Annotated in this window: 22 protein-coding genes and 1 pseudogene; 13 read left to right on the top strand and 10 right to left on the bottom strand. The window is 60.5% G+C overall.

Annotated elements, in window-relative coordinates; all coding sequences use genetic code 11:
• Positions 1–12 precede the first annotated feature (12 nt).
• The 11 genes and pseudogenes from H7847_RS14095 to H7847_RS14145 all read left to right on the top strand — a co-directional run bounded on the left by H7847_RS14095 (position 13) and on the right by H7847_RS14145 (position 10,710).
• Positions 13–267, top strand: a complete 255-nt coding sequence (locus H7847_RS14095; RefSeq protein WP_406676001.1) for an ArsR/SmtB family transcription factor — start codon at positions 13–15, stop codon at positions 265–267.
• Positions 268–518: 251 nt separating this feature from the next.
• A pseudogene (locus tag H7847_RS14100) lies at positions 519–1,117 on the top strand (TetR/AcrR family transcriptional regulator).
• Positions 1,118–1,272: 155 nt separating this feature from the next.
• Positions 1,273–1,803 (top strand): ATP-binding cassette domain-containing protein, encoded by a 531-nt coding sequence (locus tag H7847_RS14105; protein ID WP_227270122.1) that lies wholly within the window; start codon positions 1,273–1,275, stop codon positions 1,801–1,803.
• Positions 1,770–2,120, top strand: coding sequence for a hypothetical protein (locus tag H7847_RS14110; RefSeq protein WP_227270123.1), 351 nt, complete (start codon positions 1,770–1,772; stop codon positions 2,118–2,120). The genes H7847_RS14105 and H7847_RS14110 overlap by 34 nt, the downstream gene beginning before the upstream one ends.
• A 10-nt stretch (positions 2,121–2,130) precedes the next feature.
• A complete protein-coding gene (locus tag H7847_RS26755; protein WP_264479575.1) occupies positions 2,131–2,265 on the top strand; it encodes a hypothetical protein in 135 nt (44 codons plus the stop codon).
• 78 nt (positions 2,266–2,343) lie between these two features.
• Positions 2,344–3,369, top strand: coding sequence for an ABC transporter substrate-binding protein (locus H7847_RS14115; RefSeq protein ID WP_227270124.1), 1,026 nt, complete (start codon positions 2,344–2,346; stop codon positions 3,367–3,369).
• Between the two features lie 63 nt (positions 3,370–3,432).
• Positions 3,433–4,914, top strand: a complete 1,482-nt coding sequence (locus H7847_RS14120) for an amidohydrolase family protein (RefSeq protein ID WP_227270125.1) — start codon at positions 3,433–3,435, stop codon at positions 4,912–4,914.
• Positions 4,915–5,342: 428 nt separating this feature from the next.
• Positions 5,343–6,278: a polysaccharide deacetylase family protein gene (locus H7847_RS14130; protein WP_227270126.1), complete on the top strand. Its 936-nt coding sequence runs from the start codon at positions 5,343–5,345 to the stop codon at positions 6,276–6,278.
• Positions 6,279–6,656: 378 nt separating this feature from the next.
• The gene (locus H7847_RS14135) at positions 6,657–8,390 is read left to right on the top strand and encodes a type I secretion system permease/ATPase (RefSeq protein WP_227270127.1); all 1,734 of its coding nucleotides are present in this window, start codon (positions 6,657–6,659) and stop codon (positions 8,388–8,390) included.
• Positions 8,387–9,703 carry an HlyD family type I secretion periplasmic adaptor subunit gene (locus H7847_RS14140; RefSeq protein WP_227270128.1) on the top strand — a complete coding sequence of 439 codons (1,317 nt, stop codon included), beginning with the start codon at positions 8,387–8,389 and terminating at the stop codon, positions 9,701–9,703. Before H7847_RS14135 ends, H7847_RS14140 begins: the two co-directional genes overlap by 4 nt.
• A 62-nt stretch (positions 9,704–9,765) precedes the next feature.
• Entirely contained in the window at positions 9,766–10,710 is a 945-nt protein-coding gene (locus H7847_RS14145) for a 2-hydroxyacid dehydrogenase (protein WP_227270129.1), read from the top strand.
• Between the two features lie 118 nt (positions 10,711–10,828).
• Here H7847_RS14145 and H7847_RS14150 read toward each other — a convergent pair whose 3' ends face one another.
• The 9 genes from H7847_RS14150 to mdoH form a co-directional block, all read right to left on the bottom strand.
• Complete coding sequence (locus H7847_RS14150; protein ID WP_227270130.1) at positions 10,829–11,860, bottom strand: fatty acid desaturase; 1,032 nt, start codon at positions 11,858–11,860, stop codon at positions 10,829–10,831.
• Between the two features lie 288 nt (positions 11,861–12,148).
• Positions 12,149–12,538 (bottom strand): DUF4149 domain-containing protein, encoded by a 390-nt coding sequence (locus H7847_RS14155; RefSeq protein WP_406676004.1) that lies wholly within the window; start codon positions 12,536–12,538, stop codon positions 12,149–12,151.
• A gap of 32 nt (positions 12,539–12,570) precedes the next feature.
• Complete coding sequence (locus tag H7847_RS14160; protein ID WP_227270132.1) at positions 12,571–12,714, bottom strand: hypothetical protein; 144 nt, start codon at positions 12,712–12,714, stop codon at positions 12,571–12,573.
• A gap of 572 nt (positions 12,715–13,286) precedes the next feature.
• The gene (locus tag H7847_RS14165) at positions 13,287–14,324 is read right to left on the bottom strand and encodes a glycosyltransferase family 4 protein (protein ID WP_227270133.1); all 1,038 of its coding nucleotides are present in this window, start codon (positions 14,322–14,324) and stop codon (positions 13,287–13,289) included.
• Complete coding sequence (locus H7847_RS14170; RefSeq protein WP_227270217.1) at positions 14,324–15,886, bottom strand: ABC transporter permease; 1,563 nt, start codon at positions 15,884–15,886, stop codon at positions 14,324–14,326. The genes H7847_RS14165 and H7847_RS14170 overlap by 1 nt, the downstream gene beginning before the upstream one ends.
• A 32-nt stretch (positions 15,887–15,918) precedes the next feature.
• Positions 15,919–16,713, bottom strand: a complete 795-nt coding sequence (locus H7847_RS14175) for an ABC transporter ATP-binding protein (RefSeq protein WP_227270134.1) — start codon at positions 16,711–16,713, stop codon at positions 15,919–15,921.
• Entirely contained in the window at positions 16,703–17,692 is a 990-nt protein-coding gene (locus tag H7847_RS14180; protein WP_227270135.1) for an ABC transporter substrate-binding protein, read from the bottom strand. Before H7847_RS14180 ends, H7847_RS14175 begins: the two co-directional genes overlap by 11 nt.
• Before the next feature lie 140 nt (positions 17,693–17,832).
• Positions 17,833–18,420, bottom strand: a complete 588-nt coding sequence (locus H7847_RS14185) for a YceI family protein (protein WP_227270136.1) — start codon at positions 18,418–18,420, stop codon at positions 17,833–17,835.
• A 27-nt stretch (positions 18,421–18,447) separates the two neighbouring features.
• The gene (gene mdoH, locus H7847_RS14190; RefSeq protein ID WP_227270137.1) at positions 18,448–20,280 is read right to left on the bottom strand and encodes a glucans biosynthesis glucosyltransferase MdoH; all 1,833 of its coding nucleotides are present in this window, start codon (positions 20,278–20,280) and stop codon (positions 18,448–18,450) included.
• Positions 20,281–20,683: 403 nt separating this feature from the next.
• Between mdoH and H7847_RS14195 the strand changes: the two genes are divergently transcribed.
• On the top strand, positions 20,684–22,663 hold the full coding sequence (locus H7847_RS14195; protein WP_227270138.1) for a calcineurin-like phosphoesterase C-terminal domain-containing protein: 1,980 nt from the start codon (positions 20,684–20,686) through the stop codon (positions 22,661–22,663).
• A 122-nt stretch (positions 22,664–22,785) separates the two neighbouring features.
• Here H7847_RS14195 and H7847_RS14200 read toward each other — a convergent pair whose 3' ends face one another.
• On the bottom strand, positions 22,786–23,493 hold the full coding sequence (locus H7847_RS14200) for a dimethylsulfonioproprionate lyase family protein (RefSeq protein WP_227270139.1): 708 nt from the start codon (positions 23,491–23,493) through the stop codon (positions 22,786–22,788).
• A 475-nt stretch (positions 23,494–23,968) separates the two neighbouring features.
• Here H7847_RS14200 and H7847_RS14205 point away from each other — a divergent pair, with 475 nt between their 5' ends.
• Complete coding sequence (locus H7847_RS14205; protein WP_227270140.1) at positions 23,969–24,541, top strand: aspartyl/asparaginyl beta-hydroxylase domain-containing protein; 573 nt, start codon at positions 23,969–23,971, stop codon at positions 24,539–24,541.
• Positions 24,542–24,559: the final 18 nt, after the last annotated feature.

The raw sequence follows: 24,559 nt of genomic DNA on the forward strand, positions 1-24,559 counted from the left end.
CAGATTCTACGCATGCTGAAACACCCCAAAAAGCAATTTGGCACCCAGGTCTCGGCGGACCCGGTGGAGTTTGGGGTCTGCATGACGCTCATTGCCGAGGCTCTGGGCCTGAGCCAGCCAACCGTCAGTCGGCATCTCGACATCTTAAAACGCGCCCGGTTCATCACAGTCAAAAAGCATCAGAAATGGTCTTACTGCAGGCGGGATGAGGCCGCGATCGAGGATTACCTGTCATGGCTTCAAGACGACATGGGGCATCGAAAATAGCTGGGGTATGCACGGGGTACCGGTATGACGATCCTTGTCGCGCAGAAAAACGACCCGCAGATATCCCCTTTGGCAGGAGGTAGGAGGCACTCTCAATACCGGGGTCATCGCACTTTTTCCGAATGCCTGAGCCGTTTTGTTGCTATTGCCGCCGCGCGACGGCCAATGTTAGGCAGCCTGCCATGGAGAAAGCGCTCAAATCCCCCGAAAATACGCGGTCCCGTGACCCACAGCGGACGAAAAATCAGATCATGCAGGCCGCCGTGGAAACATTCGCGGCCCACGGATATCACGGTGCCAAGATCGGAGACATCGCTGGGGCGGCAGAGTGTAACGCGCGCCTGATCTACCACTACTACGGCAACAAGGAGAAGCTCTACCTCGCCGCTTTAGAGCACATCTACGCCAAAATCCGCGAGCAGGAGCAGCAGCTCAAACTCGACCAGCGCGATCCCCTGGCGGCCATCCAGACGCTGGTTGAATTCACCTTTGACTTTTTCGACAGCAATACGACCTTTGTCAAAATAACCCGGAATGAAAACCTTTTGGGGGGCGTTTCATTTCCAAGACGCCCGCAATTCAAGAGATGTCGCGCCCTCTGCTGTCCAAAATCGAAGGGGTGCTGGAGCGCGGCTACGCCGAGGGCGCGTTCACCCACCGGGTCGACCCGCTTCAGCTTTACGTGACGATTGTGGCGCTGAGTGCCCACCATCTCAACAGCGGGCACACGCTCTCGGCGACTTTCGGGCAGAATCTGTCGGACGCGCAATGGCGGTCTGACCGGCGCGCCCACGCGGTCAGCATGATCATACAAGCCCTAGGCGTTAGGGAATCAGGCAAACCAGCCTGAGAAAAAACGGCATGCATACCTTCGAATACGCCAATTCGTTAACCGATGGCGTTCATTTCCGCTACTAATTTAGGCAGCGCTTCACTAATTAATTTTTCATTTACTTAAAGCAGTTCATGCCGGGAGATGGCTTTTGTCTAGAATATTTCAGGGATATGTCTTTCAAACCGCCCGCGACCGATCTGAGCACGCCCACCGGTTGCCCCGTACACTCCCGCCCCGCGTTGGAGCTTGACGCAGCCTCCGTCGTTTTTGGCTCGGGCGAGCGGGCTGTCACCGCGCTGTCCCCCACCACGCTGAAGATGGAAAGCGGCGATTTCCTTGCGCTGGTCGGCCCCTCGGGCTGCGGGAAATCCACGATCCTCAAGCTGGTCAGCAACCTGCTGCACCCCACCTCCGGCCTGGTTCTGGTTGGCGGTAAGGAGGCCAAGGCGAAAGCGCTGCGGATCGGGATGGCCTTTCAGAACCCGACCACGCTGCCCTGGCTGACGATCGAACAGAATGTGATGATGCCGCTCAAGATCGTGGCCCCGTTCAAGCAAAGCTTTCGCCAAGACCGGAAAGGGGCGTTTCGGGACCGGGTTCATGCGTTGCTGGAACAGGTCGGGCTCAAGGGATTTGCCAACCACTGTCCCTGGCAGTTATCCGGGGGATGCTGCAACGTTCCAACCTGTGCCGGGCGCTGATCCATGAGCCGGACCTGCTGTTGCTGGATGAGCCCTTTGGCGCGCTGGATCAGTTCACCCGCGAAGAGCTTTGGCAGATCTTGCAGGATCTCTACCTTGACCGCAAACCGACCGTGCTGTTGGTGACACATGACCTGCGCGAAGCGGGGTTTCTGGCCCACCGCATCTGTGTCATGAGCGCGCGCCCCGACCGCATCATCTCTGACAAGGCGGTGGAGATCCCGCAGCCCCGTCAGATCGACATGATCTACAGCCCCGAATTCGTCGAAATGACCCAAGGATTGCGCCAGTTGATCGCGCAAGTCCGCAGCGCCTAGGAGGGTGGTGATGACCGAAGCTACGCGCATTCGCTTTCTGTCCACCTCACTGATCATCGGCTTCTTCATGATGTGGGAGGTTCTCTGCATCCTGCTGAACGTCTCTGATCTGGTCCTGCCGCGCCCGTCAGAGAGCGCCGCGTGACTGGCTGGGCCACCCGGGGCAACGACATTGCAATGACTTGAAACCTTCCTCCCAATAGTTAAAAAAAGGAATATTCACATGAAACACGCATTCTTTGGCGCTGCACTATCACTGCTCTTGGGGGCCGTCCCCGCGCTGGCGGAAATGACAGATATCCGCTTTACGCTGGGCTGGAAAACCCAAGGCAGCGATGCGCCGTTTCTCCTGGCCCTCAGCAAGGGGTATTTCGAAGAAGAGGGTCTGAATGTCACCATAGATCAGGGCGAAGGGTCCGCCGCCACTGTAACCCGGATCATGGGCGGGGCCTATGACGCGGGCTTTGGCGATATCAACGCCATCATCCAGAACGCCGCCGCCCGGCCCGGCGAGGCACCGGTGATGGTTTATCAGCTTTGGAACCGCCCGCCCTTCGCGATTGTGACGCCCAAGACCTCTGGGATCGAAACACCCGCTGACTTCGAGGGCAAGACCCTCGGTGGCGCGCAAGGCACCCCCACGACACGGCTCTTTCCGGTCTTTGCCAGCCTCAACGGCGTCGACCTCGACAAGGTGTCTCAGGAAAACATGGCGCCCAACCTGCAGGAACCGATGATGATCCGCGGCGATATCGACGGGGCCTTCGTCTTTACGATCACAAGCTGGTTCAACCTGATTGCCAACCGGCAGAACCCCGCAGAAGACTTCAACTGGTTTCAGTTTGAAGACTACGGTATGGATCTCTACTCCAATGGCATGATGGTGTCGCGCGACCTGCTGGCCAACAACCCCGACGCAGTGGCAGGCATGGTCCGGGCGGTCAATAAAGCCACCCTGGAGATCGCCAAGGATCAGGATGTCGCCGTTGAGGCCATCATGGCCTTCGACAATCTGGTGGATCCGGAGTTCGAGCGCGCGCGGCTTGAATTTGCGCTGACAAACCTGATGAACGCGCCTGAGACCACCGAGATCGGCATGGGCGATCTGGTGGACGAACGTCTGACCCGGTCCATCGCCATCGTCGCGGAGGGGTATGAGCTGGAAAGACTGCCCGAGGCCTCCGAGATATTTGACCGGTCTTTCCTGCCCGCCGCCTCCGAGCGCGGGTTCGACGTGACGATCAACTAGGCTGCCGCCCAAAAGCGCCCCGTCCCGGACGGGGTGTGATTGATGCCGGTGGCTCAGGTTTTCATGCACAAAACATTGATCGGAGGCGGGCTCGTTCTCGTTGACAACGCGCAATTCGCGCAGGTGTCCTTGCTGATTGAGCAGGGCGTGATCGAGGCAGTGATGCCTGCGGGTGAAGCTGTTGCGGAGGCCCAGAGGCTGGACGCCTCCGGCAGGCTCATCATACCGGGGCTGGTCAACGGTCACACTCATTCGCACGGTGCACTGGGACGCGGGGGTGTGTCGGACCTCGCCCGGCTTGAGACCTTTCTGGCTGAAAGCTCCTGGCTGAATATGAACCGTCAGACCGATGATCTGCGGCTTTGCGCGGAGCTGTCGGCGGTCGAGCTGATCCGCAAGGGTTGCACCGCCTGTTTCGACATGTTCATCGAGCTTCCCGGACCCAGCGTCGATGGTATTCACACGGTGGCCGAAGCCTACGATAGCATTGGTCTGCGCGCCGTTGTGGCCCCCATGATTGCGGATCAGACGATCTATCAGGCGCTGCCGGGCTTGCTGGACGCTTTCGACGGCCCCTTGGGCGATGCGGTCGGGCAGATGAGGATGCCGAAATGGCAAGACACCCTCCAGGTCTGCCATGAGGCGCTGCGCCGCTGGCCCGCCGTGAGCGACCGCGTCCGGCCCGGCATCGGGCCAACCATTCCGCTGCATTGCTCGGAGGATTTCCTCAAAGCCTGCGCGGCGCTGTCGCACGAAGGCTGCCTGCCGCTGCAGACCCACCTTGCCGAAACGCGCCTGCAACAGATCATGGCCCAGCGGAAATTCGGCATGTCCCTCACCGAACATCTTGACGATCTGGGCATGCTGTCGTCGCATTTCAGCGGCGCGCATGGGGTCTGGCTCGCGGAGACAGAGATGCGCCTTCTGGCGCAGCAGGGCGCGGGCATCTGTCATAACCCGATGAGCAATCTGCGCCTCGGCTCCGGCATCGCTCCGGTGCGGCGGATGCAGGATGCGGGGATCTGCATGGGCCTGGGCACAGATGCCAGCAACACCTCTGACGGGCAGAACATGTTCGAGGCGATGCGCCTCGCAGCGACGCTGAGCCGCGCCCAGGACGACGACCCCACACGCTGGCTGCGCACGGCGGACGCCTTCCGCATGGCGACCGAGGGCAGCGCAAGGCTGCTGGCGCTCAACCGCGTGGGAAAGATTGCACCCGGCTGGGCTGCCGATCTGGTGTTTCTGGATCTTGGATACTGCCACTACACGCCCTTGCGGTCGCCGCTCGACCAGATCGTTCTGGCCGAAAACGGGGCGGCCCTGCGCGAGGTCATGATCGCCGGACGGACAGTCTTTGCAGAGGGTCAGGTCCTGACCATCGACGAAACCGCCCTCTCCGCACGGGCACAGGCCGCCGCAGGCCGTCTGGATCACGCCAATCAGGACACGAGGTTGATGTGCCAGGCCGCCGCCACTGTGGTTCAGAGCTTTTGTCAAAAGCAATGCGCCCGCAACATGAACCAGCAAAGGAAAGCCCCATGACCGCCGAAGACGATCCGACCGCCGAAGCGAAAGCCATTCATTGTCGAGGCCTATCTCGAACGTTCCATGATACCGGACCCCGAAGGCGCAAGCGCCTATGTCAGTGACGATTTCCAACTGGTCTTTGCCGGCGGGCGCAAGTTTGCCAGCCCCGCCGAAAGTGCCGCCTTCAATGCCAAGCGCTACACCTGGGTTAAAAAAGGTTCCTGCGGACGGACGCGACGCTGGACATCGAGACCGGCGACGTACATGTCTACAACACCGGTTATCTTTATGGCGCATGGCACGATGGCACCACATTTGAGACCAACCGGTACATGGACAGATTTGTGGTGCGGGACGGCAAGATCATCGGCACGGACGTCTGGAACGACAGTGCGGAGGTTTTGCTGCACAAGGCCGGTCTGGCCGAAGCGGAGTTGTAGCACATGCTGAGAGACCACGGTCGCTACGACTATAGCGCCATCACCGACAGACCCGACTACCAGTGGCCGGGCGGCAAGCGGTTGGCGGTCTACATCGGTCTGAACCTTGAGCATTTCGCCTTTGGTGAAGGCTTGGGGGCTGAACTGGCGCCGGGGGGGCCACCGCCCGATATCCTCAATTACGCCTGGCGGGATTACGGCAACAGGGTCGGGGCCTGGCGCATGCTTGATATGTTCGACAGGCTGGATATGCCGGTCAGTGTCATCGCCAATAGTGCGATGTATGCCTACGCCCCCGAGCTGATGGCGGCTCACCGCGCGCGCGGGGACGAGATCCTGGGCCATGGCCGCACCAATTCGGAGCGACAAAGCACGCTCGACAAGCGCGCTGAAACCGACCTGATTGCAGAAGCCACGCGCATTCTGACGGAGGCCGAGGGCAAGGCCCCCAAGGGCTGGCTTTCACCGTGGATTGCGGAAAGCCTTGAGACGCCGGATCTGCTGACGGGGGCAGGTTACCGCTATACGCTGAACTGGTGCATGGACGACCAACCGATCTGGATGCGCACCGAGAACGGGCCCGTGCTGTCGATCCCCTACCCGCAGGAAGCCAATGACATCCCCTCTATCGTGGCGCGCAAGGACGGGGCGGTGTATTTCGCCGATATGATCATCGATAACTTCGATGAAATGCTTGAGCAATCAGCGGCGCAACCTTTGGTGATGGGCATTGCCCTGCATCCCTACCTGGTGGGCCAGCCTTACCGGTTGCGGCATCTGCGCCGCGCGCTGACACATATCAACGCCCACAGGGACCGGATTTGGCTCACCCGCAGCGGCGATATCTTTGACGACTGTGCCGCCAGAGTTAACGCCACTGCCGAGGCTCAACTGCCAAGGTATAAGGGCGCGGACGAAACCTTTATGGAATGTGGCTAGAACGCGCTGGTGCTTTCAGGGTAAATCGGCAGCAACCATCCAGATAAAAAGACGAATTCCTATCAAAAAGAGGCTGACGACCGGCCGGAGATCGTTTGTTGCCACCTCAGATGCAGCGGCATCAATGAACCATTCATTTCAAGGGTCCCGCATCCCGCGAGGCTCTCTTCTGCAAGATAAGGGGGGCCAAATGGGGTGCCTATCTACGCGGTGTCACCCGTCCAGCGACAGGCAAAGGCGATCCAACTGCGCGGCTCTATGTGAATTTTGGCCTCAGCGAAGGTTTCGCTTGGATTACAGTTTCCTTTGGTGCACATCATGAACTTGTACGGACCGCGCGACGAAAGCTTTTTGAACACAAGCAGGGCCTCTCTTTAGATGAGTGCAAAAGAGATCACAGGTGTAGCCGAATTGAAAAAGGCCCGTCGCGCCGGTGTCTGGCTGCTATGGGCGGTATTCCTGTTCAGCATCTTCGTGAACCTTCTGATGCTGACCGGGCCGCTCTTTATGCTGCAGGTCTATGACCGGGTGCTGGGGTCGCGGTCCGAGGAAACGCTGCTTGCCCTGTTTTTACTCGTTGCGGCCCTCTACGGTCTGATGATGCTGCTTGAATATGCCCGCGGACGGGTTCTGGCGCGGTTTGGTGCACGGTTCCAGGCGCTGCTGGACCACCGGGTTTTTGACGCGGTGCTGAGGCGCGCAATTGTGCCGAAAGAGCGGGCAGCACCGTCCAGCGGATTGCGCGATCTCGAAACGATCCGGACCCTGTTCACGTCACCCGTTATGACGGCGCTTTTCGATATCCCCTGGACGCCGCTTTTCCTTGCGGCCATTTTTCTGTTTCACCCTTGGCTTGGATGGCTGGCAGTATCCGGCAGTACCGTGCTGATCCTGCTGACCCTGGTCAACAACTGGCTGACCCACGCAAAGACAATGGAAGCGCAGGCCGTGTCCAACAGCGCGCAGGGGTTTGCCGAACAGGCCCGCAGAGCAGCGGAAGTCGTGCGCGCGCAAGGCATGGCCGCCTCTGTCGCCACCCGCTGGCATCAACTGCGGGATGCAGCGCTTGAGACTTCCGTCACATCCAGTGACCGTACGGGCATTTTCACCGCGATGACCAAGTCCTTCACGCTATTTTTGCAATCGGCAATGCTGGCGCTGGGGGCATATCTGGTGCTGCAGGGCGAAGTCACCGCCGGCGCGATGATCGCCAGCTCCATCATGATGGGACGCGCCCTGGCTCCGGTGCAGCAGGCCCTCGGGCAATGGAGCATGGTTCAACGGGCGCGCGGGGCCTGGTCGGCGCTGGGGGGGCTTCTGGGAAAGACCCCGCTGCCGGCGCAGACCCATGCTTTGCCCAAACCACACGCCAATATCTCGATGGCGGGGGTGTCGGTGGTGGCACCGGGGGCCAACTTTCCAACCCTGAACAATGTCTCCTTCTACCTTGGTGAAGGCGAGGCCCTCGGCGTGATCGGCAAAAGCGGGTCAGGCAAATCGACGCTGGCGAAAACCCTTTTAGGTCTGACACATGTTGCCGCCGGCGAGGTCCGCTTTGGGGGCGCGACGCTGGATCAGTACGATCCCGATACGCTGGGCACCTACATTGGATATCTCCCTCAGAACGTCGTGCTTTTCTCCGGAACAATCGCAGAAAACATCGCCCGGATGTCCACCACCCCGGATGACGCGAAGATTGTCGAAGCCGCCAAACGCGCCAATGCGCATGAAGTCATCCTTTCGCTGCCAGACGGCTACAAGACCGTTGTGCAGGGGGATGACAGCCAGCTTTCGGGCGGCCAGCGTCAACGTATCGCGCTGGCCCGCGCCTTTTACGGTGATCCCGTCCTGCTGATCCTCGACGAGCCAAACTCAGCGCTGGACAGTGAAGGATCGGCCGCGCTGAACCTTGCAATGCGCGAATTCAAGGCCGCCAATCGTGCGGTCGTTATCATGACCCATCGCCCCTCGGCAATTTCTGAATGCGACCGGCTGATTGTGATCGACGGCGGACGGATCAAGGCCGACGGGCTCCGGGACGAAGTGCTCAAATCCATGGTAAGCAATGTCGAGAGCATAAAGAAATCTATCGGCCAGGCGAAAACCTCATGACCCACCAGTCCCCCCCGGAAAGCCGCAAGTGGCACGCGGCAGGACCGCTTTTTATTGGGATGGCGGCACTTGGCGTGCTTGTAGGCGTGCTCGGACTTTGGAGCGTGCAGGCCCGGATTGCCGGTGCCGTGATCGCCTCAGGCATGATCCAGGTTGAATCCAACCGCCAGGTTATCCAGCATCCGCAAGGGGGCGTTGTCGGGGCCCTCCCGGTCAAGGACGGGGATCATGTGTCTGCCGGGGACATCGTTTTGCAGTTCGACGATACCCAGATGCGATCAGAGCTCGCGATCATCGAAGGCCAGCTCTTTGAAGTCATGGCCCGCAAGGCGCGTCTTGAGGCAGAGCGGGACGGTCTTGCGGCGTTGACCCCCTCCGAAGAGCTGCAGGAACTCGCGGCCGCGAACCCGGCTGTCCAGGCTTTGCTTGACGGGCAGGCGCGGCTTTTTGAGGCGCGGGCGACCTCGCTGCGTCAAAGCGCTGAACAAATCCAAGAACAAATCGCCCAGGCGGAAAACCAGATCGACGGTGCCACGGCGCAGCTCGCGGCACTTGAGACCCAAAGAGAGCTGATCGAAACCGAACTGGCAGACAGTCAGACCCTGCGCGAAAAGGGGCTGACCCCTGCGTCTCGCGTGTCGTCGCTGCAGCGCGAACAGGCGCGACTCCTGGGGGAGATCGGAAGCGTCACCGCCAGCATCGCGCAGTTGCGCGGGCAGATCGCGGCATTCAACATCGAGCGGATCGCGCTGACCACGCGCCTGCGAGAAGAGGCGATTTCGACATTGCGCGACCTTCAGTTCCAGGAGGTCGAACTGGTCCAGCGGCGGCTCAGCACAAAAGAGACTCTAATGCGGATGGACCTGCGCGCGCCTGTCAGCGGCGTGGTCTACGGATCGCAGGTCTTTGCCTTGCAATCGGTTGTCTCCCCGGCGGAACCGATCATGTATGTCATCCCGCAGGACCAGCCGATGGTCGTCTCCGCGCGGGTCGATCCGATCCACGTCGATCAGGTGCATGTGGGTCAGGAAGCAACCCTGCGCTTTGCCGCTTTCGATCAGCGGATGACACCAGAGGTTCTGGGCAGGGTCACCAAGCTCTCGGCGGATGTTTTCACCGACGACGCCACGGGCATGTCGTTTTATCAGGTGGAGCTCATTCCGGTTGAGGGCGAAATGGAAAAGCTGGGCGGCCAGATTCTGCTGCCCGGTATGCCCGTCGAGGCCTTCATCAAAACGGCAGAACGTTCCCCTCTGAACTATCTCGCCAAGCCTCTCACGGATTACTTCACGCGCGCCTTTCGCGAAGGGTAGATGACCGCAGCGGAGAGGCGCAGGTATCACGCCGCAAAGATGGCAAAAAACGGAAAAACATCATGACCAAGCCCCATCTTCTGATCTTCGAGAGCTGGGATGAGTGGGATATCGTACCCATGCAGGAAGCCTACACTCTGGTGCCCATGCCACAGAGCGGCAAGGTCGCGGATTTACCACCCGACACCATCCCGCAGATCACCGCCATGGCTTTCCGGGGGCATTCAACGCTCGATGCGGAGATCATCGACGCCCTACCCAACCTCAGGATGATCGCAAACTACGGGGTCGGCTATGACACCATCGACGTGGCCCATGCGACTGCCAAGGGTATCAAAGTCAGCAACACACCGGACGTTCTGACCGAAGATGTCGCCGATCTGGCCGTGGGCATGGTCATTGCACAATCGCGTGGCATGGTCGGGGCCTCCGACTGGATCCGCTCAGGCAACTGGGCGCAAGACGGTGCGTTCAGGCTGCAACGCAAGGTCTCCGGCAAGCGGGTCGGGATCGTCGGCCTGGGACGTATCGGACGAGCCGTTGCAGAGCGTCTGGCCCCGTTTGACTGCGATCTGCACTACTTTGCCCGCGCCCCGAAGGACACACCCGGCTGGACGCATCACGACGATATCGCAGATCTTGCCAAAGCGGTGGACATTCTGGTGATCTGCTTGTCCGGCGGGTCTGAGACGGCCGGCATCATCAGCAGGCAGGTTATCGAAGCGCTTGGGCCTGAGGGGTTGCTGGTCAACGCGTCTCGGGGAACGACGGTGGACGAGGCCGCATTGCTGGACGCATTGGAATCCGGTGCCTTGGGCGCGGCAGCCTTGGATGTTTTCCTGAACGAGCCGCATATCGACCCGCGGTTTATGGCGTCAGACAATGTGTTGCTGCAGCCGCATCAGTCCTCGGGCACCATCGAAACCCGGAAGGTCATGGGCGAGTTGCAGCGCGAAAACCTCGCCGCCTTCTTTGCAGGCAAACCGCTGGTGACGCCGGTAAACTAGGCGGGCAAACCGCAGGGCGTTTCAAACAGCTTGCCTGAACGCCCACCCGCCGGACCTAAAACCGTTGCGCGGGTCGCGCTGGCTGGGCCGATACAGGTAACGCGATCAGCGTAACGCCTCAGGGAACGTTTTTGGCCTGAGAAAACGAAAGAAGTCTTCTGCTCTTCTCATCCCAGAGATGCAGGCGCGCGTTGGCAAAGCTCTCTCTGATCGTCAGGCGATTGCCCTCTGCGAGGACGGCATGGTCCCTCAAAACCTCGGGCAGGCGGTAAAACGGGATCCGGCTGTAAAGATGATGGACATGGTGAATGCCGATATTTGCGCTCAGCCATTGCAGGGCGGAGGGCATCACGTAATGCGAGCTTCCGTGCAGCGCCGAGTGATGCAGGTTCCAGTCTTCCTCGGCATCCCAATGCGTTGTTTCAAACTGATGCTGGACATAAAACAGCCAGACCCCTGCCGTTGCTGCAAGAAGGGTGGACGGTAAAAAGATCAGCAGGATCGGCATTACGCCCCCGAAGTAAAGGATAACCGCCAATACGATCAGAATGGCCGCATTCGTGCACATCGCACTGATCCAGTAGCGGGCTTGCGCCATCAGCCCCAGTGGTAGCCTGTTCTGCAGGAAAAACAGATATCCCGGCCCGAGCCCAAACAGAATGATCGGGTGGCGATAAAGGCGGTACCCGATCCGCTTGAGGGGCGACAACGCGCGATACTCAGCTACGGTCAAGGTATGAATATCACCCATGCCGCGCCGCCCAAGGTTGCCGGACGCGCTGTGATGGATGGAATGAGAGCGCCGCCACACATCGTAAGGTGTCAACGTCATCACGCCAATCACGCGTCCCAGCCAATCGCTGAGCGTGCGGTTGTTGTAAAACGCCCCGTGCCCACAATCATGTTGAATGGCAAACAGACGCACCAGAAAAGCCGCGTTACACAATGAGATTGCGAGAGTCAGCCAGCCGCTGATCGAAAGCGACCACCAGGCCAGCCCCCAAAGCAGCAGAAAGGGCCCCAGTGTCACCGCAAGTTCGAAAGAACTGCGCAGGGCGCTCGGCTCTCGATATTTGGAAAGTTTATTTACCCAATCCCGCGCGTCTTTTGCATCGGTATCGTCTTCAAGAGACTCAGATTTTTGAAACATACGCCTGCTTTTTGTCATTGTTGTCGAACTTGATAGACGAAAGCGCCAGTTGAGCAACGAATAACGCTCATCATCTCAATAAATTGTTCCGAATTTCTTAAGAAAAACGCCAAAACAGCTCTTTAAGTGCGTAAAGCTCCCGGTTCTGATCCAATTGAGGGGTTGCAATTCTTCAGTCTCTGATTGACCTGACGTAGAAACCACGGCCCGGCCCCAAGCCACCCAACGCCTTGACCGGAACAGCTTCGAAATGCCCTGCAAGTCGGCTCATACGCCCTGCAAATCGGGTCAGATCGTCCTCAAAAGCACCCATGCCGCCAGAATAATATGGCCCAGCGTGGTCAAAACGGACAGGGTGTGCAAAAGCTTGAACCTGCGCTTGGTCCCGCTGTCCGTTGCGGCGTTTATGGCCGGCATCAGGATTTGCCGTGCCAAAACGGTTGTGGCGAAGACACCGAACATCACGGCTGCGCTCAGCCAGTCCTTGAACGCGAAAAACACTCCAGAAGCCCCCGACACCCCCAACACAAAAAGATAGAAATGTGGAAAGGCCCGGCGTAGCAGCGGGCTTGCTGTCTCCACCGGCAACGCGGAAAAGACAAAGGCCGCAAAACCAAATGAATAGAGTGTCATGCCACCAAAAAGCAGCGCGGTCAGCAACAAAGCAATACTGTCAATCATTCCAATTCTGGCAAACGCGCCATCCCCATTCAGATCTCGGACCCAAGCGGAAGCGGTCCAAAAATTAAATCTCCGCGCCGGTCGATGCCCCGCGGGCCAAGGGCCGTGAGCGGCTCCGCAACAAACCCTGCTTTCTCAATGCCATCCGGCAACACACCCGGTTTGATAGACATATCTGGATCATATGTGCCGTTGGGCAAGAGCCTCAGCCTGGCTTCGGCCAGAGTAATGACAACGAAGCGCGCAAATCGGATTCTGATCGACGGTATCAAAGAGGAACAGGTCCCCGATTTGAGCACCCGTGCCACCTCCGACAGCACGTGTACGAAGTCCTCGACTGTTCCAGCCGACCCCAGCGCATCGCCAGGGCGCCGCCCTTCTCCTGCCCCGCATCATGGCGGATCTCCAGCGCGCTGGCGGCCACGTGCCGCCCGACCTTAGATCGCCAGATCGTCTCGTGCTGGATCAGCCACATTGTCCTCTCATGTGCATTATGAATACTTGAAAACTAATGGAAATATGGCTTTGAGAACAACAAGCCAGTCTCCGGATTTCGCGATCTATTGCCGTTGATGCTGGACCTCTGCCCAGGGCCTTCTTGAAGACCTTCGTTCCGTTAACCTCACGCCACCGCAGGGGCCAAGACGTGGATGCAAACAAGGATCACTGACCGACGCGGCATCAGCCGGACTGGGAACGGGCTAGAGGCAATGCGCAAGACGCCCTTTGCACGTCGGACCGGAGCCTACAGACGTTCAAGCACCATGCTGGCCTGTGCTGCTGTTGCCTCCCATCCGGGTCTTTGAGCGCCAGCGCGCGCAGCCGCGTCAGAGAGACCGTTCCTAAGTTTTGCGTCAAGAAGGAGGGATGCAATGGCCTCAGAAAGCGCCATGGCATCCCCCTCTGCCACCAGGCGGCGCGCGGCCTTGGGCACGGTCATGGGGACCGCGCCGACATCACAGCTCACAATCGGCAAGCCGTGCACGAGCGCTTCGTCAAAGACCATGCCGTAGCCTTCATACCGCGTCGCAAGCGCAAAGAGATACGCGCTGCGATAGAGCACGTCGAGCTCTGCTCGGGGCACCCTGCCGGCCAGACGGACCTGCGATGACAGCCCGTGTGCGTCCCGCAAAGCAGTGAGCCGCGCGCGCTCTCCGGGGGCGTGCTCCTTGCCGACGATCACCGCCTGCCAGTCCCGTCCCGGCAGCTGGGCAAGGGCCGCCAAAAGCGTATCATGGCCCTTGCGCGGGTGAAGGATACCTACCGACAGGATCAAAGGGGGCGACAGCGCGATGGGAGGGCCGGTGGCAGGCGCAACACCGGGGGGGACGATGGTGATACGTTCCGGATCCGCACCGTAGCGTTCGATCAGCACTGCGCGGGTGTGTGCACTCGGAACAAGCACATGGGCGGCATGGCGCAGATTGGCTTTCTCGGTGTCAAAAAGATGCCGGGCGCGGTCCTGATCAAGGCCGGTTTCAAGTGCCAGCGGATGGTGGATCATCGCGATGACCGGCGCGGCTGTCTCTGCCAGACCGGTCGGGTCAATGGCACCAAAGACAAGCCCGTCCACAATCATCGGACAGGTCGGGTCGAGCGCCTTGAGCTGAGCAACAGCATCGGCCATTTCCGCAGGTGTCGGGTCGGGAAAGCTGTCGGCCAGCTGCAAATGCTGCACCGGGTGGCCCAGAGCACGCAGCCCGCCCAACAAGTGGCGTTCGTAGATATAGCCCCCGGTCAGCGTGGCGATATCACCTGGGATGGCAAAGGCCGCCGGTCGCATCACCGCGTGGCCTGTTCCGGGGCAAAAACCGACAGGACCCAGCCTTCGATCACGGAGACGATCCCGTAAAGCATGACGGAGAGCACCGCGACGCAGACGACCGCGGACCAGAGCATGTTGTAATCCGAAAGCGATGCGGAGAGCGCCATCAAAGCACCGATGCCGCGCCCGGTGGCGAGCCATTCGACCACCGTCACGGCAAGAACCGCAGCGGGCACGCTCATGCGGGCGGCGGCAAAGAAGGCAGGCAGCATCGTCGGCAACTGCACGTGAACGAGCCGGGCAAGAGGGCTCGCCGCATAGCTGCGCAAGACATCGACAATCTGGCCGGGGGCCTGACGCATGCCTTGCAGGCAGGCCACAAGGGTCGGGAAAAACACCATGACCGCAACAAGCGTAATCGTGCCTGCAGACCCACGCCCCAAGAGCAGGACACCCAAGGGGGCCGTGGTGACAATCGGGATTGAGCGCAGCGCAATGCAAATCGGCATCGCCACGAGGGCCGCCCCCGGCAGCAGTACGATCACAGCGGCCAGACCGACGCCCGCCGCCAGCCCCGCCAGATATCCCGGAACCGCATAGCGCGCGGTTTCTGCCAGGGCGGTGGTGAGGGCGGCGCGGGTTTCTGCCGCGTCTGCGTCAAGCACCAGAGCGGCCCAGACATCCCATGGCCGCTTGGCAAAGAAACCGTTGAGGTCAAAGACCGTCATCGCGGCCCACCAGACAACCAGAGCGATGGCCGCGATCAAAACCGGGGTCAGCACCCGGTCCGGCCAGCCGCCGGCCCTGCCAGCCGATGCCGCGGTTGAGGCCAGAATGACCGGTGGCGGCGCGCTGGTGCAGAGCCGCGCGACCCAGCCAATACCCACATAAGCCGCTATCGAGACACCTGCGGCAAGGGTTGCGATGGCCCAACTGGCGTCAACATCCAGGGCCCGGATCGCCCGAACGGTGAGCACCCCCATGCCGCGCTCTGCCCCGGTAAATTCGCCCACCATCGCACCCAGAAAGGCCGCAGGCGCTGCGATCTGCAATCCGGCAAAGAAATAGGGCAGGCAGGCCATTGTGCGTACATGGACCAGCTCGCTCCACCTCTGGCGTCCATAGCTGCGCACCAGATCGAACCACGTCGCAGGGGCTGCACGCAACCCCACCAGCAATGGCACATATGTCGTGTAATAGACCGCCAGCGCCGACAGGGTGATCTGCGGACCCTGCCCCGGCCCAAAGAGCACACGCAGGATCGGCCCGGTGGCCACCAGCGGCAGGCAAAACATCAAAAGCGCCAGCCCGGACACGACCCGTTCACTCCGCGGGGCCAGGATCGCGATGAGCGCCAGCAAGACGGCGGCAAGGTTGCCGTAAACAAAACCAAGTGCTGCGTTTTGCAGCGTAACCCAAAGCGCACGTGCCATAAGGGTCTGGTTTTCGAAGAGATAGCGCAAAACCTCAACCGGCCCGACGAGAATGAACGCGCCGTCCAGGGCCCGTGCCGACAGCTCCCACAGCAGGAAAAAGACGGCAAGACCGAGGAGAACGCAGAGCGGGGCCGCTTTGAACATCGCCCCCTGTCGGTCAAGAGTTGCAGTCGCGGTCACTGGGCCGCCAGCGGACGCAGGGAGGCCATCCCCTCGGCCAAGGCTGCCGAGACAGCATCCTTCAGGGCAATAAAATCCGGGTCCGTCACCAGCCCGGCAAAACGCGGACGCTCCAGCGCCACCTCAATATCGGCCACCACCCGCGCGGGCCGGGCGGAGAAAACGATAACCCGGTCCGAGAGCATCACCGCTTCGCTCACCGAATGGGTGACGAGCAGTGTTGTTGTATCACGCGCCTCCCACAGACGGGGCAGGTCTTCGGCAAGTTGTTTGCGGGTCAACTCGTCCACCGCGCCAAAGGGCTCATCCAGCAGCAAAAGCGCAGGTTTCGTGATCATCGCCCGCGCAATCGCCGCGCGCTGCCGCATGCCGCCGGAAAGGGCCGCCGGTCGTGTGTCCCCGAACCCCTGCAGCCCCACCAGCGCGATGAGCTCCTCAATCGCGGCTCGATCCACCGGCTGGCGCGCCAGCTTTTGCGCCAGGGCGATGTTGCTGTGCACGGATCGCCACGGCAACAGCGACGGGTCCTGAAACGCCATCGACAGGCCTGCGCGGCGCAGGATCTTATCTGGCGGTGCCCCCGCGATGGTGATCTGACCCAGGCTGGGCGTCTCCAACCCTGCGATCATCCGCAAAACCGTGGATTTGCCGCATCCCGACGGACCCACCAGAGCGGTGGTTTGCCCGGCTGCAAATGTCAGGTCGAGCGGGGCCACCACCTCGGTCGCGCCAAACCGCTTGGCCAGGCCGGAACAGATCACCTCGCAGGAAGCTGGAGCGTCAGGTGCCATGAACCTCCTCGAGGATGGACCGATCCCACAGATCGGGCGTCACATCGCGACCAAGCAGCGCCAGCGTTTCAATGTTGGCCTGCACTGTTTCATCCGTCCACCAGCCAAAGCCGGAAGCATCTGTCAGATCCGAAAACATCAGCGGCACCTGCCGGGCGGCCTGCAGCTTCTGGGTTTCGAGATCAAGTCCGGCGTCGGGGAAACGCGCGACGGTCAGCGCGGCGGCGGCATCAGTGTCCTGCCGGTATGCCTCCCAGCCCGCGACTTCACCGGCAATCAGGCCGACAATCTCTGCCCGGCGATTGGCCAGGTTGTCTTCTGTTGCGATGTAGGTTTGCGAATGCACGGCATACCCGTGATCGGCCATCAGCATCGTCCGGCTGTCGATCCCCTGCACCGCCATGGCCACCGGCAGGTCGGTCTCCCAGCTCAGCAGGCAATCGACGTCCCCGGCCAGAAGCGGCTGGGCCGAATACTGCGTGGGCACGATGTCGATCCCTGCCATATCGACCCCGTTCAGCTTGCACAGCGCCTCCAGCACCGGCGTATTGGCGAGCGCCATGCCGATGCGCTTGCCAATCAGATCGGCAGGCGCATTGACCGGGTTGGCCGGCAGAGAGGTGACCACAAAGGGGTTTTTCTGCATCGCAACGGCAACGATCTTGAAGGGCGCGCCTTCGGCCACCGCAGCGGCGGTGTAATCCGCCGCGGAAATGCCAACCAGAGCGGTGCCAGAGACCACGGGCGGTTCAACAGGGGCATTTGGGCCGCCCTGCAACAGGGCTACCTCGAGACCGGATTGTTCCCAAAAACCACGATCCTGCGCAATATAGCTGCCCGCGAACTGAACCGAATGCAGCCAGGAAAGCTGCAAGTTTACCTGCGTCTGCGCGAAAGCGCGCGGGGCGGTAAGACCGCTGGCAACCGCGCCGAGACCCAAGGCCAGGGCGGTACGGCGATTGAATTGGGTGTGTGTCATAGTTTTCCCTTTGATCTTTTATCTTAAATTAAATTGCAGCGACAGGCTGCAGATCACCTCAACGGTGATGCGCGCCCGCGCAACGTGACCCATGCGCCTTGATCGGTTCCTATGCCTGCAGTTTGTGCCGTGAGCCGCTGTCACTCTTGCCGGATTGCCTCGAATTCGAGAACGATCTCGATCTCATCTCCGACCAGCTCCGGCAGGGCGTAGGTGCTGCCGAAGTCGCTGCGCAGCAGGCTGGTGGTCGCCGAAATCCCCATGGTTTCCTTGCCGTGTCCGAAAGGATAAGGCGCGATCCGGTTCAGCGTGACATCAAGGGTGACGGGCTGGGTAACGCCGCGGATCGTCAGATCGCCCGTCACCTGACCCGTGGTGTCCGACAGGGTAGTGCCGCCATTTGCGGTGAAGGTAATCATCGGATGCGCCTCGGCATCCAGAAAATCGGCGGACCGCACATGGTTGTCCCGTTTTTCCAGATCGGTATTCACACTGGCGGTCCCGATTGTCGCGGTCACTTCGCCCAGCTCCTGCGTTTCAGGGTCGTAGACAAAGCTGCCACTGACATCCGTGAACCGGCCCAGGGTCTTGGCGTAGCCGATGTGCATGACCGAAAAGGCAACGGCGACATGCTCGGGGTCGATTTCCCAGATGGCGGGTTCCGCCCGGACCTGTGTCGCGGAGGTGATGGCGGCTGCGGCGCAGATTGCGGTGGCGATGCGGTGCATTGTGAGGACTCCTATGCTGATCCTTGTCTACAGGCTGCCATCGGCGGCTTGCAAGGTGGGTGTGGTGGCCGACGCGATGGCTTCAGGGGAGCATGTCCCGGCACGATCCTCCGGGATATCAAAAAGGCCGCACGCCATGGACCATCGGCTCAGGGCCGGCAGCGTGGAGGCCACGGCAATCGGAATGGCCAAGATGAACGAAAGCAGGATCGGCGCGCCAAAGGCAAGCGCCCAGGGCGCTGCAACGAAAAGCCACGTCAGAAGCGCAAGACCAACGCCGGTCTGAAGCCACAGAACCCCCGCCGCCTCGCGCCATAAAAGACGCGCACGGTCGCGCTGCTGCGCGTCCCAGCCGATCCGCCGGCCGAAAAACAACCCGATCATAAAGCGGGTCAAGGCCAGCGCCACGATTGGGGCGGTCAGCATGGAAAACAGGATTTCCACCATGCCCCCCAGTACTACGCGACGCCGGCCACCATAGGCTGCGCTCCGCTCATCCTCTGCCAAAACCTGTGCCATGCCCATCAGCTTCGGCATGAGGTTCAGCGTCATCAGGATCGCAAAAAACCCCAGCCCCATCCAGACCGGAACCGCCGACATCTGCGCATCATTGCCTGCCATGACTGCCCCCACCAGGATGAAAACCATCCACGCCGGCGCGCTGAGGTACATCTGGATGGCCAGCAGTAGTTGCAACCGGCTCACCGGTTTCAGTCCGGGCATGCCCAGAAGGCGCAAATACTGCATGTTTCCGTTCATCCAGCGCAGCTCGCGCCGGATAAAATCGACCAGGCTGGGCGGGTTTTCCTCGCGGCTGTCGCTTTCCTCGGCCATGACCCGCACCTCGTATCCTGCCCGCCGCATCATCGCGGCCTCAAGCTGGTCGTGGCTCAGGATATGACCCGAAAGGGGGCCGCGACCAGACAGCACCGGCATCATGCAGGTGTCGCGAAACGGCACCATCCGGATCAGCACATTGTGCCCCCAGTTCGGGCCACAGTCTGCCTGCCACCAGGCCGACCCCAGCGTGTAGGAGCGCATGCCATGCCGCATGCCGAACTGGAACGCGCGGGTGAAAAAGGTCCGTGACGGCAGCCCCGTCACCAGGCTTTGAAGCATGCCGATCTCGGGGCTGGCCTGCATCACGCGCACCATGCGAAAAACCGTCTCGGCCCCCATCTCGCTATCGGCATCCAAAGGCAGAAAGAAGTCGAACTCCGCACCACAGCGCTGCACAAACTCTGCAATGTTCCCCGCCTTGTAACCGGCGTTGTCCCGGCGGCGGCGATACTGCACCCGGGCGTTTGGCCAGGTCGACTGCCACTGTGCAACCAGGGCCTCTTCGCGCTTTGCAATGGCGTCGATGTCCGTGTCGCTGAGCAGGTGAAAGGCGAACTGCCCCGCCCAGGGGCTTGCGGCGATTTCCCGCTCCAACTTTTGCAGCCGCGCGATCGAGGCATCAGGATCCTCATTCCGCAACGGCATGACCACCGCGATGCGGGTGCTCAACGGTTCCGACCCCGATGCCCGGCAGAGCGCCGGTGTCACCACCTTTGCAGCATTCTTTTTAAAGCGACGATCAAGCACGTATCCGATCAGGCTGTTACACAGACCGATGGAGAGCCACGGCAACGTGAGGAAATAGGCGGCCAGCATGACATACTCTGCCGGCAGGAATCCCTGCACGGAGAGGATCAACCACATGCCGGCAAAGAGAATCCCAACGGTTATGATGTTGAAAAGCAGAACCCAGAAGCGACGCCGGCCAACGGACATCGTCATCCAACGCGACCCCGCGTCCAACATCTCAGGTCCCACTGGCCGGGCTGACCAGCTTTCGGCAACGTCCAAATCTTTCACCTAGAAAATACCCCACTTCGTGGAAAAAGTCATTTAGTTCCCACTTGTTGTGGAGCGATGTACGGTGTTGTCCAATGATTTTTTTGAGAGGTCGCGATTTGAGCGGAGTTCAACAGGCCGGGTCAGCGTCAAACCGCAGGTTCTGGTAAAACGGTCACAACAGCCTCTTGAGCACGAATGACACCACGCTGCGATGATCCTTGCGCACCGGCAGGCCACCCGACTGAGGCGGTTGCCTCGCGGAATCCAAGCGACCTTCAGGCCTGCGCCCGTATTGGCAGAATTCTGCTGCGTCACGTTCTTGTGACATGATCGCTATAGGCCCGTTACGCAACTCGTCTAACCTGATCCTTAGTTGGACGAGAGTGTTCGACAAGCGCATGAAAACGGAATGGAGACAACTATGACGACCACGTTCACGGGCCGCGCGGCATTGCTGGCGGCAGTCTCATTACTCATTGCAACACCCGGCCTGACCCGCACGGGCTACATCGCCGGCGTTGATGTGGTGCAGGGCGGTGACAGAACCGGGGAGACAATCACCGGGATGGTGTTCCACGATCTCAGCCGCGACGGTGTCCGGCAGCAGGATGAACCGGGCGTCAATGGCGTGATCGTCTCCAACGGCCGTGATGTGACCACCAGCGGAGCCGATGGCAGCTACACCTTGCCCGTTTATGAGAACATGACCGTCATGGTTCATGAGCCCGCCGCCTGGGATGTTCCCACAGATCAGAATGGTGTGCCGCAGTTTTTCTATCATCACCTGCCCGAAGGCACACCCGAGACGCTGCGCTATGGCGGTCTTGAGGCCACCGGCCCGTTGCCGCAGGCGATCAACTTTCCGATGATCCGCACGGGCACGACCGAAACGTTTTCCTGTGTGATGATGGGCGATGCACAGCCCTATTCGAATACCGAAGTCGGCTATGTGCGCGACGGTGTGCTCGACAGTCTGCTCGACCGCGATCTGGGCGATTCGGAATGTGTGATCATGCTGGGGGATGTCATGGGCGACGACCTGTCGCTGTTGCCGCGCTTCATGAATATCTGGTCGGTGCTCGGCCTGCCGCAATACTACGTCCACGGCAATCATGATTTTGACTTTGACGCCACAACCGATGAGCATTCGGCCGACAGTTGGCGGCAGATCTACGGCCCGGCGTATTACAGCTTTGACATCGGCCAGGTGACGTTCATCGCGCTCGATAACGTCGTCTATCCCTGCGGGCCCGAGGATGATGGCCCGGGCGGGCGCGACGCCTGCGCAGACCCGGACGAGCTCGCCTACAATGGCCGCGTGACCGACCGCCAGATGCAATGGCTGGAATCGACATTGGCGGAAATCCCAGAGGATCGCCTGATCGTCATGATGCACCACATCCCTTTCGTGTCCTTTGTGGATTCAAATGAAGGACGGCACCAGACTGACAATCTTGCAGAGATACATGCGCTTTTGGCAGGTCGGCCCGCGGTGTCCTTTTCAGGCCATACCCATACCTTCGAATACCTCGCTGCGGGCGAGTGGTATCAGGGGTGGGAGGAACAGGTCGGCATCACACGCCTGCCCTTTGACCATGTGGTCGGGGGGGCGCCCTCGGGCAACTGGTTCTGGGGCGATCTCGGCTTTGATGGCACACCGCTGTCCTTTGCCCGCGGCGGCACACCGCCCGGCTATATGATCGTGGCCTTTGACGGCGCTGATTTTACCGTCAACTTCCATGCCGCCAATCAGGCCCCCGACAGGCAGATGGCACTGTCGTTCAACACGCCCCAGTTCCGCGACTGGTTCACGACGCTCTATGACTACGCGGACACCCGGGAAGAGGCCGCAGGCTCCGAGCCGCCGCTGACCGTCAACGACCTGCCCGACCAAAAGCTCTTCACCCCGGAGGAACTGGGCGAGACAATCTGGCTGACGGCCAACATCTGGGCGGGCACCCGGAACACCGAAGTTGTCGCCACAATCAACGATGACCTTCGCCTGCCGATGACCCGGACCCAACCCGGCGAGGGCGAGGATGTCCTGGAAGGGGCGGAATGGGCGGATCCCTTCTCGATCCCGCGGCAGATGACCATCGGGCGCTACGCCTGGACATCCGAGACAGGCGACCCGCGCGCGCAAGGCTTTGAGGTCTGGCAAGGATCACAATTCGGTCCCGCCAGCCCGCAGCCAGCGGATACCTGGATGATCGCGGATAGCTCCTCCCATCTATGGCGGGTGGAAATGCCGGATGATCTGCCTGAAGGTGCCCATGTCATCGAGGTCACGGCCGCAATGCAGGACGGGCGGGAATTCCGCGACCGGATCACCTTTGAGGTCCGGTCAGAGCGGCCGAACCCCTATTGGGATAATTCCCTTTGGGAGGAAACCACCAACTGACCGGTCCGCCGAGAAAAGCGAAAAGGGGGGCGCAGAAGCCCCCCTTGTTGCGCCAACTGACCTTGAACAAGCCGGCCGTACGGCCAGGTGGATTGGGCCGCACACCCCCCGTGATGGGGCAGCTACTGCGTCTTTTTGCGCTTTGGGGACGACATCTTCATCGATGGCTCCTCAAGCCGTGCCGTGGGCCCTGTCCAGGCGTAGGCCAGCAAACAAGGATCCCGGTCGCCGGTGGTGATCCGGTGTTCATCGCCGGACCGATTGAGGATCAGCGACCCCGGCGCATAAACAGCGGCATTGTTTTCCGACCACGCCCCGGAGACCGAGATATAGCTTTCCTCTATTTCCTGATGACTGTGCTGCGGGTACGTCGTGTTCGGGGCAAAGAGCACAAAACCGAGAATGAGCTGGTCGGACTGCACCGGCCCGCGCGGCCCCATGACTTCGCAATAGGCGTATTTCGCGACCAGCGACTTGGGCAGCTTGTCGTAGCCATATTCCCATGTCAGCTCGTCCTTGATCTCTCTGAGCGCCCGGGCCATGCCCTGCATTGCCCCTCGTTCGCCGAGGTCAAGCGCACGCGGCAGATGCGCCGTGACCGGTTTTGTCTCGCACCCACGTGACAGGAACTCCGGGTTCTTTGCCATGGTCGCGGACAGCCTGTCGCGCACGCGTTTGCGGTGGCTTCTGATCGCAGAGCTGCCGCCCGCTGAGCCATAGCGGTACAGCGCGTCGAACTCCCGCATCAGGTAAATCCAGTTCGGGTTATCCGCCAACCGCGCGCCCGCCGGCGGCTGGGTGTATGCAGATGAAATGGATGCGTCTTCCATATCTTGTCCTTCGCGTCTTGTTGACGGGCGCTGCGCGGGGCCCGCAACCCCATCTGACAGAGCGCGAAACATCTGTGCCCACCGCCCGTCATGTTGCCTGAGGCCACGTGATATGCAATGCCATTTCTCGGCTGGACCGAACAAATTTCGGGCTGCGGCTGACCTGTAATTCAATCTGCAACAAACGCGGGCGTTCACCGGATATCACCCCAAGACAGACCCATACCGAGCACGAATTGGCTGAGCCGTTCATCCGCCCTGACATACCAAAGGTTCTGTCCTGAAAACCAGATGAATATCTGGTGAATACGCGGTTATCTGAATTTATATTTCGTATTAAATATCAATGTGTTGGTTGATTCTGCCGGTGATTTTGCCATCTTGGATGCAGACCTGCTGAAACCCCTTCAATCCCGATCAGCAGGTACGGCAAAGGCACCTTTGAACGTGGTGCGAAATCTTAAAGGAGATCATCATGAAGTACTTCAAACGCCTTAAATCAGAGATGGACCCGACCCCCTTTCTCGAGGAGATCGCACAGGTCGCCACCGCATGGGACGACGCCACCGGACGGCAGAACAAAATCCCCGTTCAGCGCGAAGCGAAGGCCATCCCGCTTCGGGGTCTGCGCAAATCCGCCATCGGCAACCGGAAAAGACGCGATGTCCACGAAAGCCGCTGGACGACGGGATCAAAGAACTACCCCGTCGCGCGGGCGTTTCTGGAAAGCTTTGCGCAAGAACAGGACAGTATTCTGGGGCGCGCAAAAATCGTCTGTCTGCCGGCCGGTAAACGGGTCTATCCGCACATTGATCGTGGTCTCTATTACCGCGTGCGCAACCGCTACCACTTTGTGCTGAAGTCGACGCATGGGTCCTGGATGAAAGCGGGTGACGAGGAAGTGCGCATGCAGCAGGGCGAGCTCTGGTGGTTTGACAACGACCAGATGCACGAGGCCAACAACGATGGCGACCAAGACCGCATTCACGTGATCTTTGACATGCTGCCTGCCCATCTGGCCGAAGAAGTCTTTGGGGCTGCGGCCTAAATCCACTCAAAAACGGGA

Origin of the sequence: Roseobacter weihaiensis, assembly GCF_020622345.1 — a bacterium.
GTDB classification, from domain to species: Bacteria; Pseudomonadota; Alphaproteobacteria; order Rhodobacterales; family Rhodobacteraceae; genus Roseobacter; species Roseobacter weihaiensis.

Excerpts from the sequence above, each read along its gene's own strand:
- H7847_RS14150 (WP_227270130.1), bottom strand. The coding sequence starts at position 11,860 with ATGTTTCAAAAATCTGAGTCTCTTGAAGACGATACCGATGCAAAAGAC.
- H7847_RS14110 (WP_227270123.1), top strand. The coding sequence starts at position 1,770 with ATGCTGCAACGTTCCAACCTGTGCCGGGCGCTGATCCATGAGCCGGAC.
- H7847_RS26755 (WP_264479575.1), top strand. The coding sequence starts at position 2,131 with ATGACCGAAGCTACGCGCATTCGCTTTCTGTCCACCTCACTGATCATC.
- H7847_RS14200 (WP_227270139.1), bottom strand. The coding sequence starts at position 23,493 with ATGGAAGACGCATCCATTTCATCTGCATACACCCAGCCGCCGGCGGGC.
- H7847_RS14170 (WP_227270217.1), bottom strand. The coding sequence starts at position 15,886 with ATGTTCAAAGCGGCCCCGCTCTGCGTTCTCCTCGGTCTTGCCGTCTTT.
- H7847_RS14135 (WP_227270127.1), top strand. The coding sequence starts at position 6,657 with ATGAGTGCAAAAGAGATCACAGGTGTAGCCGAATTGAAAAAGGCCCGT.
- H7847_RS14120 (WP_227270125.1), top strand. The coding sequence starts at position 3,433 with ATGCACAAAACATTGATCGGAGGCGGGCTCGTTCTCGTTGACAACGCG.
- H7847_RS14180 (WP_227270135.1), bottom strand. The coding sequence starts at position 17,692 with ATGACACACACCCAATTCAATCGCCGTACCGCCCTGGCCTTGGGTCTC.
- H7847_RS14205 (WP_227270140.1), top strand. The coding sequence starts at position 23,969 with ATGAAGTACTTCAAACGCCTTAAATCAGAGATGGACCCGACCCCCTTT.
- H7847_RS14165 (WP_227270133.1), bottom strand. The coding sequence starts at position 14,324 with ATGCGACCGGCGGCCTTTGCCATCCCAGGTGATATCGCCACGCTGACC.
- H7847_RS14145 (WP_227270129.1), top strand. The coding sequence starts at position 9,766 with ATGACCAAGCCCCATCTTCTGATCTTCGAGAGCTGGGATGAGTGGGAT.
- H7847_RS14140 (WP_227270128.1), top strand. The coding sequence starts at position 8,387 with ATGACCCACCAGTCCCCCCCGGAAAGCCGCAAGTGGCACGCGGCAGGA.
- H7847_RS14185 (WP_227270136.1), bottom strand. The coding sequence starts at position 18,420 with ATGCACCGCATCGCCACCGCAATCTGCGCCGCAGCCGCCATCACCTCC.
- H7847_RS14160 (WP_227270132.1), bottom strand. The coding sequence starts at position 12,714 with ATGTCTATCAAACCGGGTGTGTTGCCGGATGGCATTGAGAAAGCAGGG.
- H7847_RS14095 (WP_406676001.1), top strand. The coding sequence starts at position 13 with ATGCTGAAACACCCCAAAAAGCAATTTGGCACCCAGGTCTCGGCGGAC.
- H7847_RS14115 (WP_227270124.1), top strand. The coding sequence starts at position 2,344 with ATGAAACACGCATTCTTTGGCGCTGCACTATCACTGCTCTTGGGGGCC.
- H7847_RS14130 (WP_227270126.1), top strand. The coding sequence starts at position 5,343 with ATGCTGAGAGACCACGGTCGCTACGACTATAGCGCCATCACCGACAGA.
- H7847_RS14195 (WP_227270138.1), top strand. The coding sequence starts at position 20,684 with ATGACGACCACGTTCACGGGCCGCGCGGCATTGCTGGCGGCAGTCTCA.
- H7847_RS14105 (WP_227270122.1), top strand. The coding sequence starts at position 1,273 with ATGTCTTTCAAACCGCCCGCGACCGATCTGAGCACGCCCACCGGTTGC.
- H7847_RS14175 (WP_227270134.1), bottom strand. The coding sequence starts at position 16,713 with ATGGCACCTGACGCTCCAGCTTCCTGCGAGGTGATCTGTTCCGGCCTG.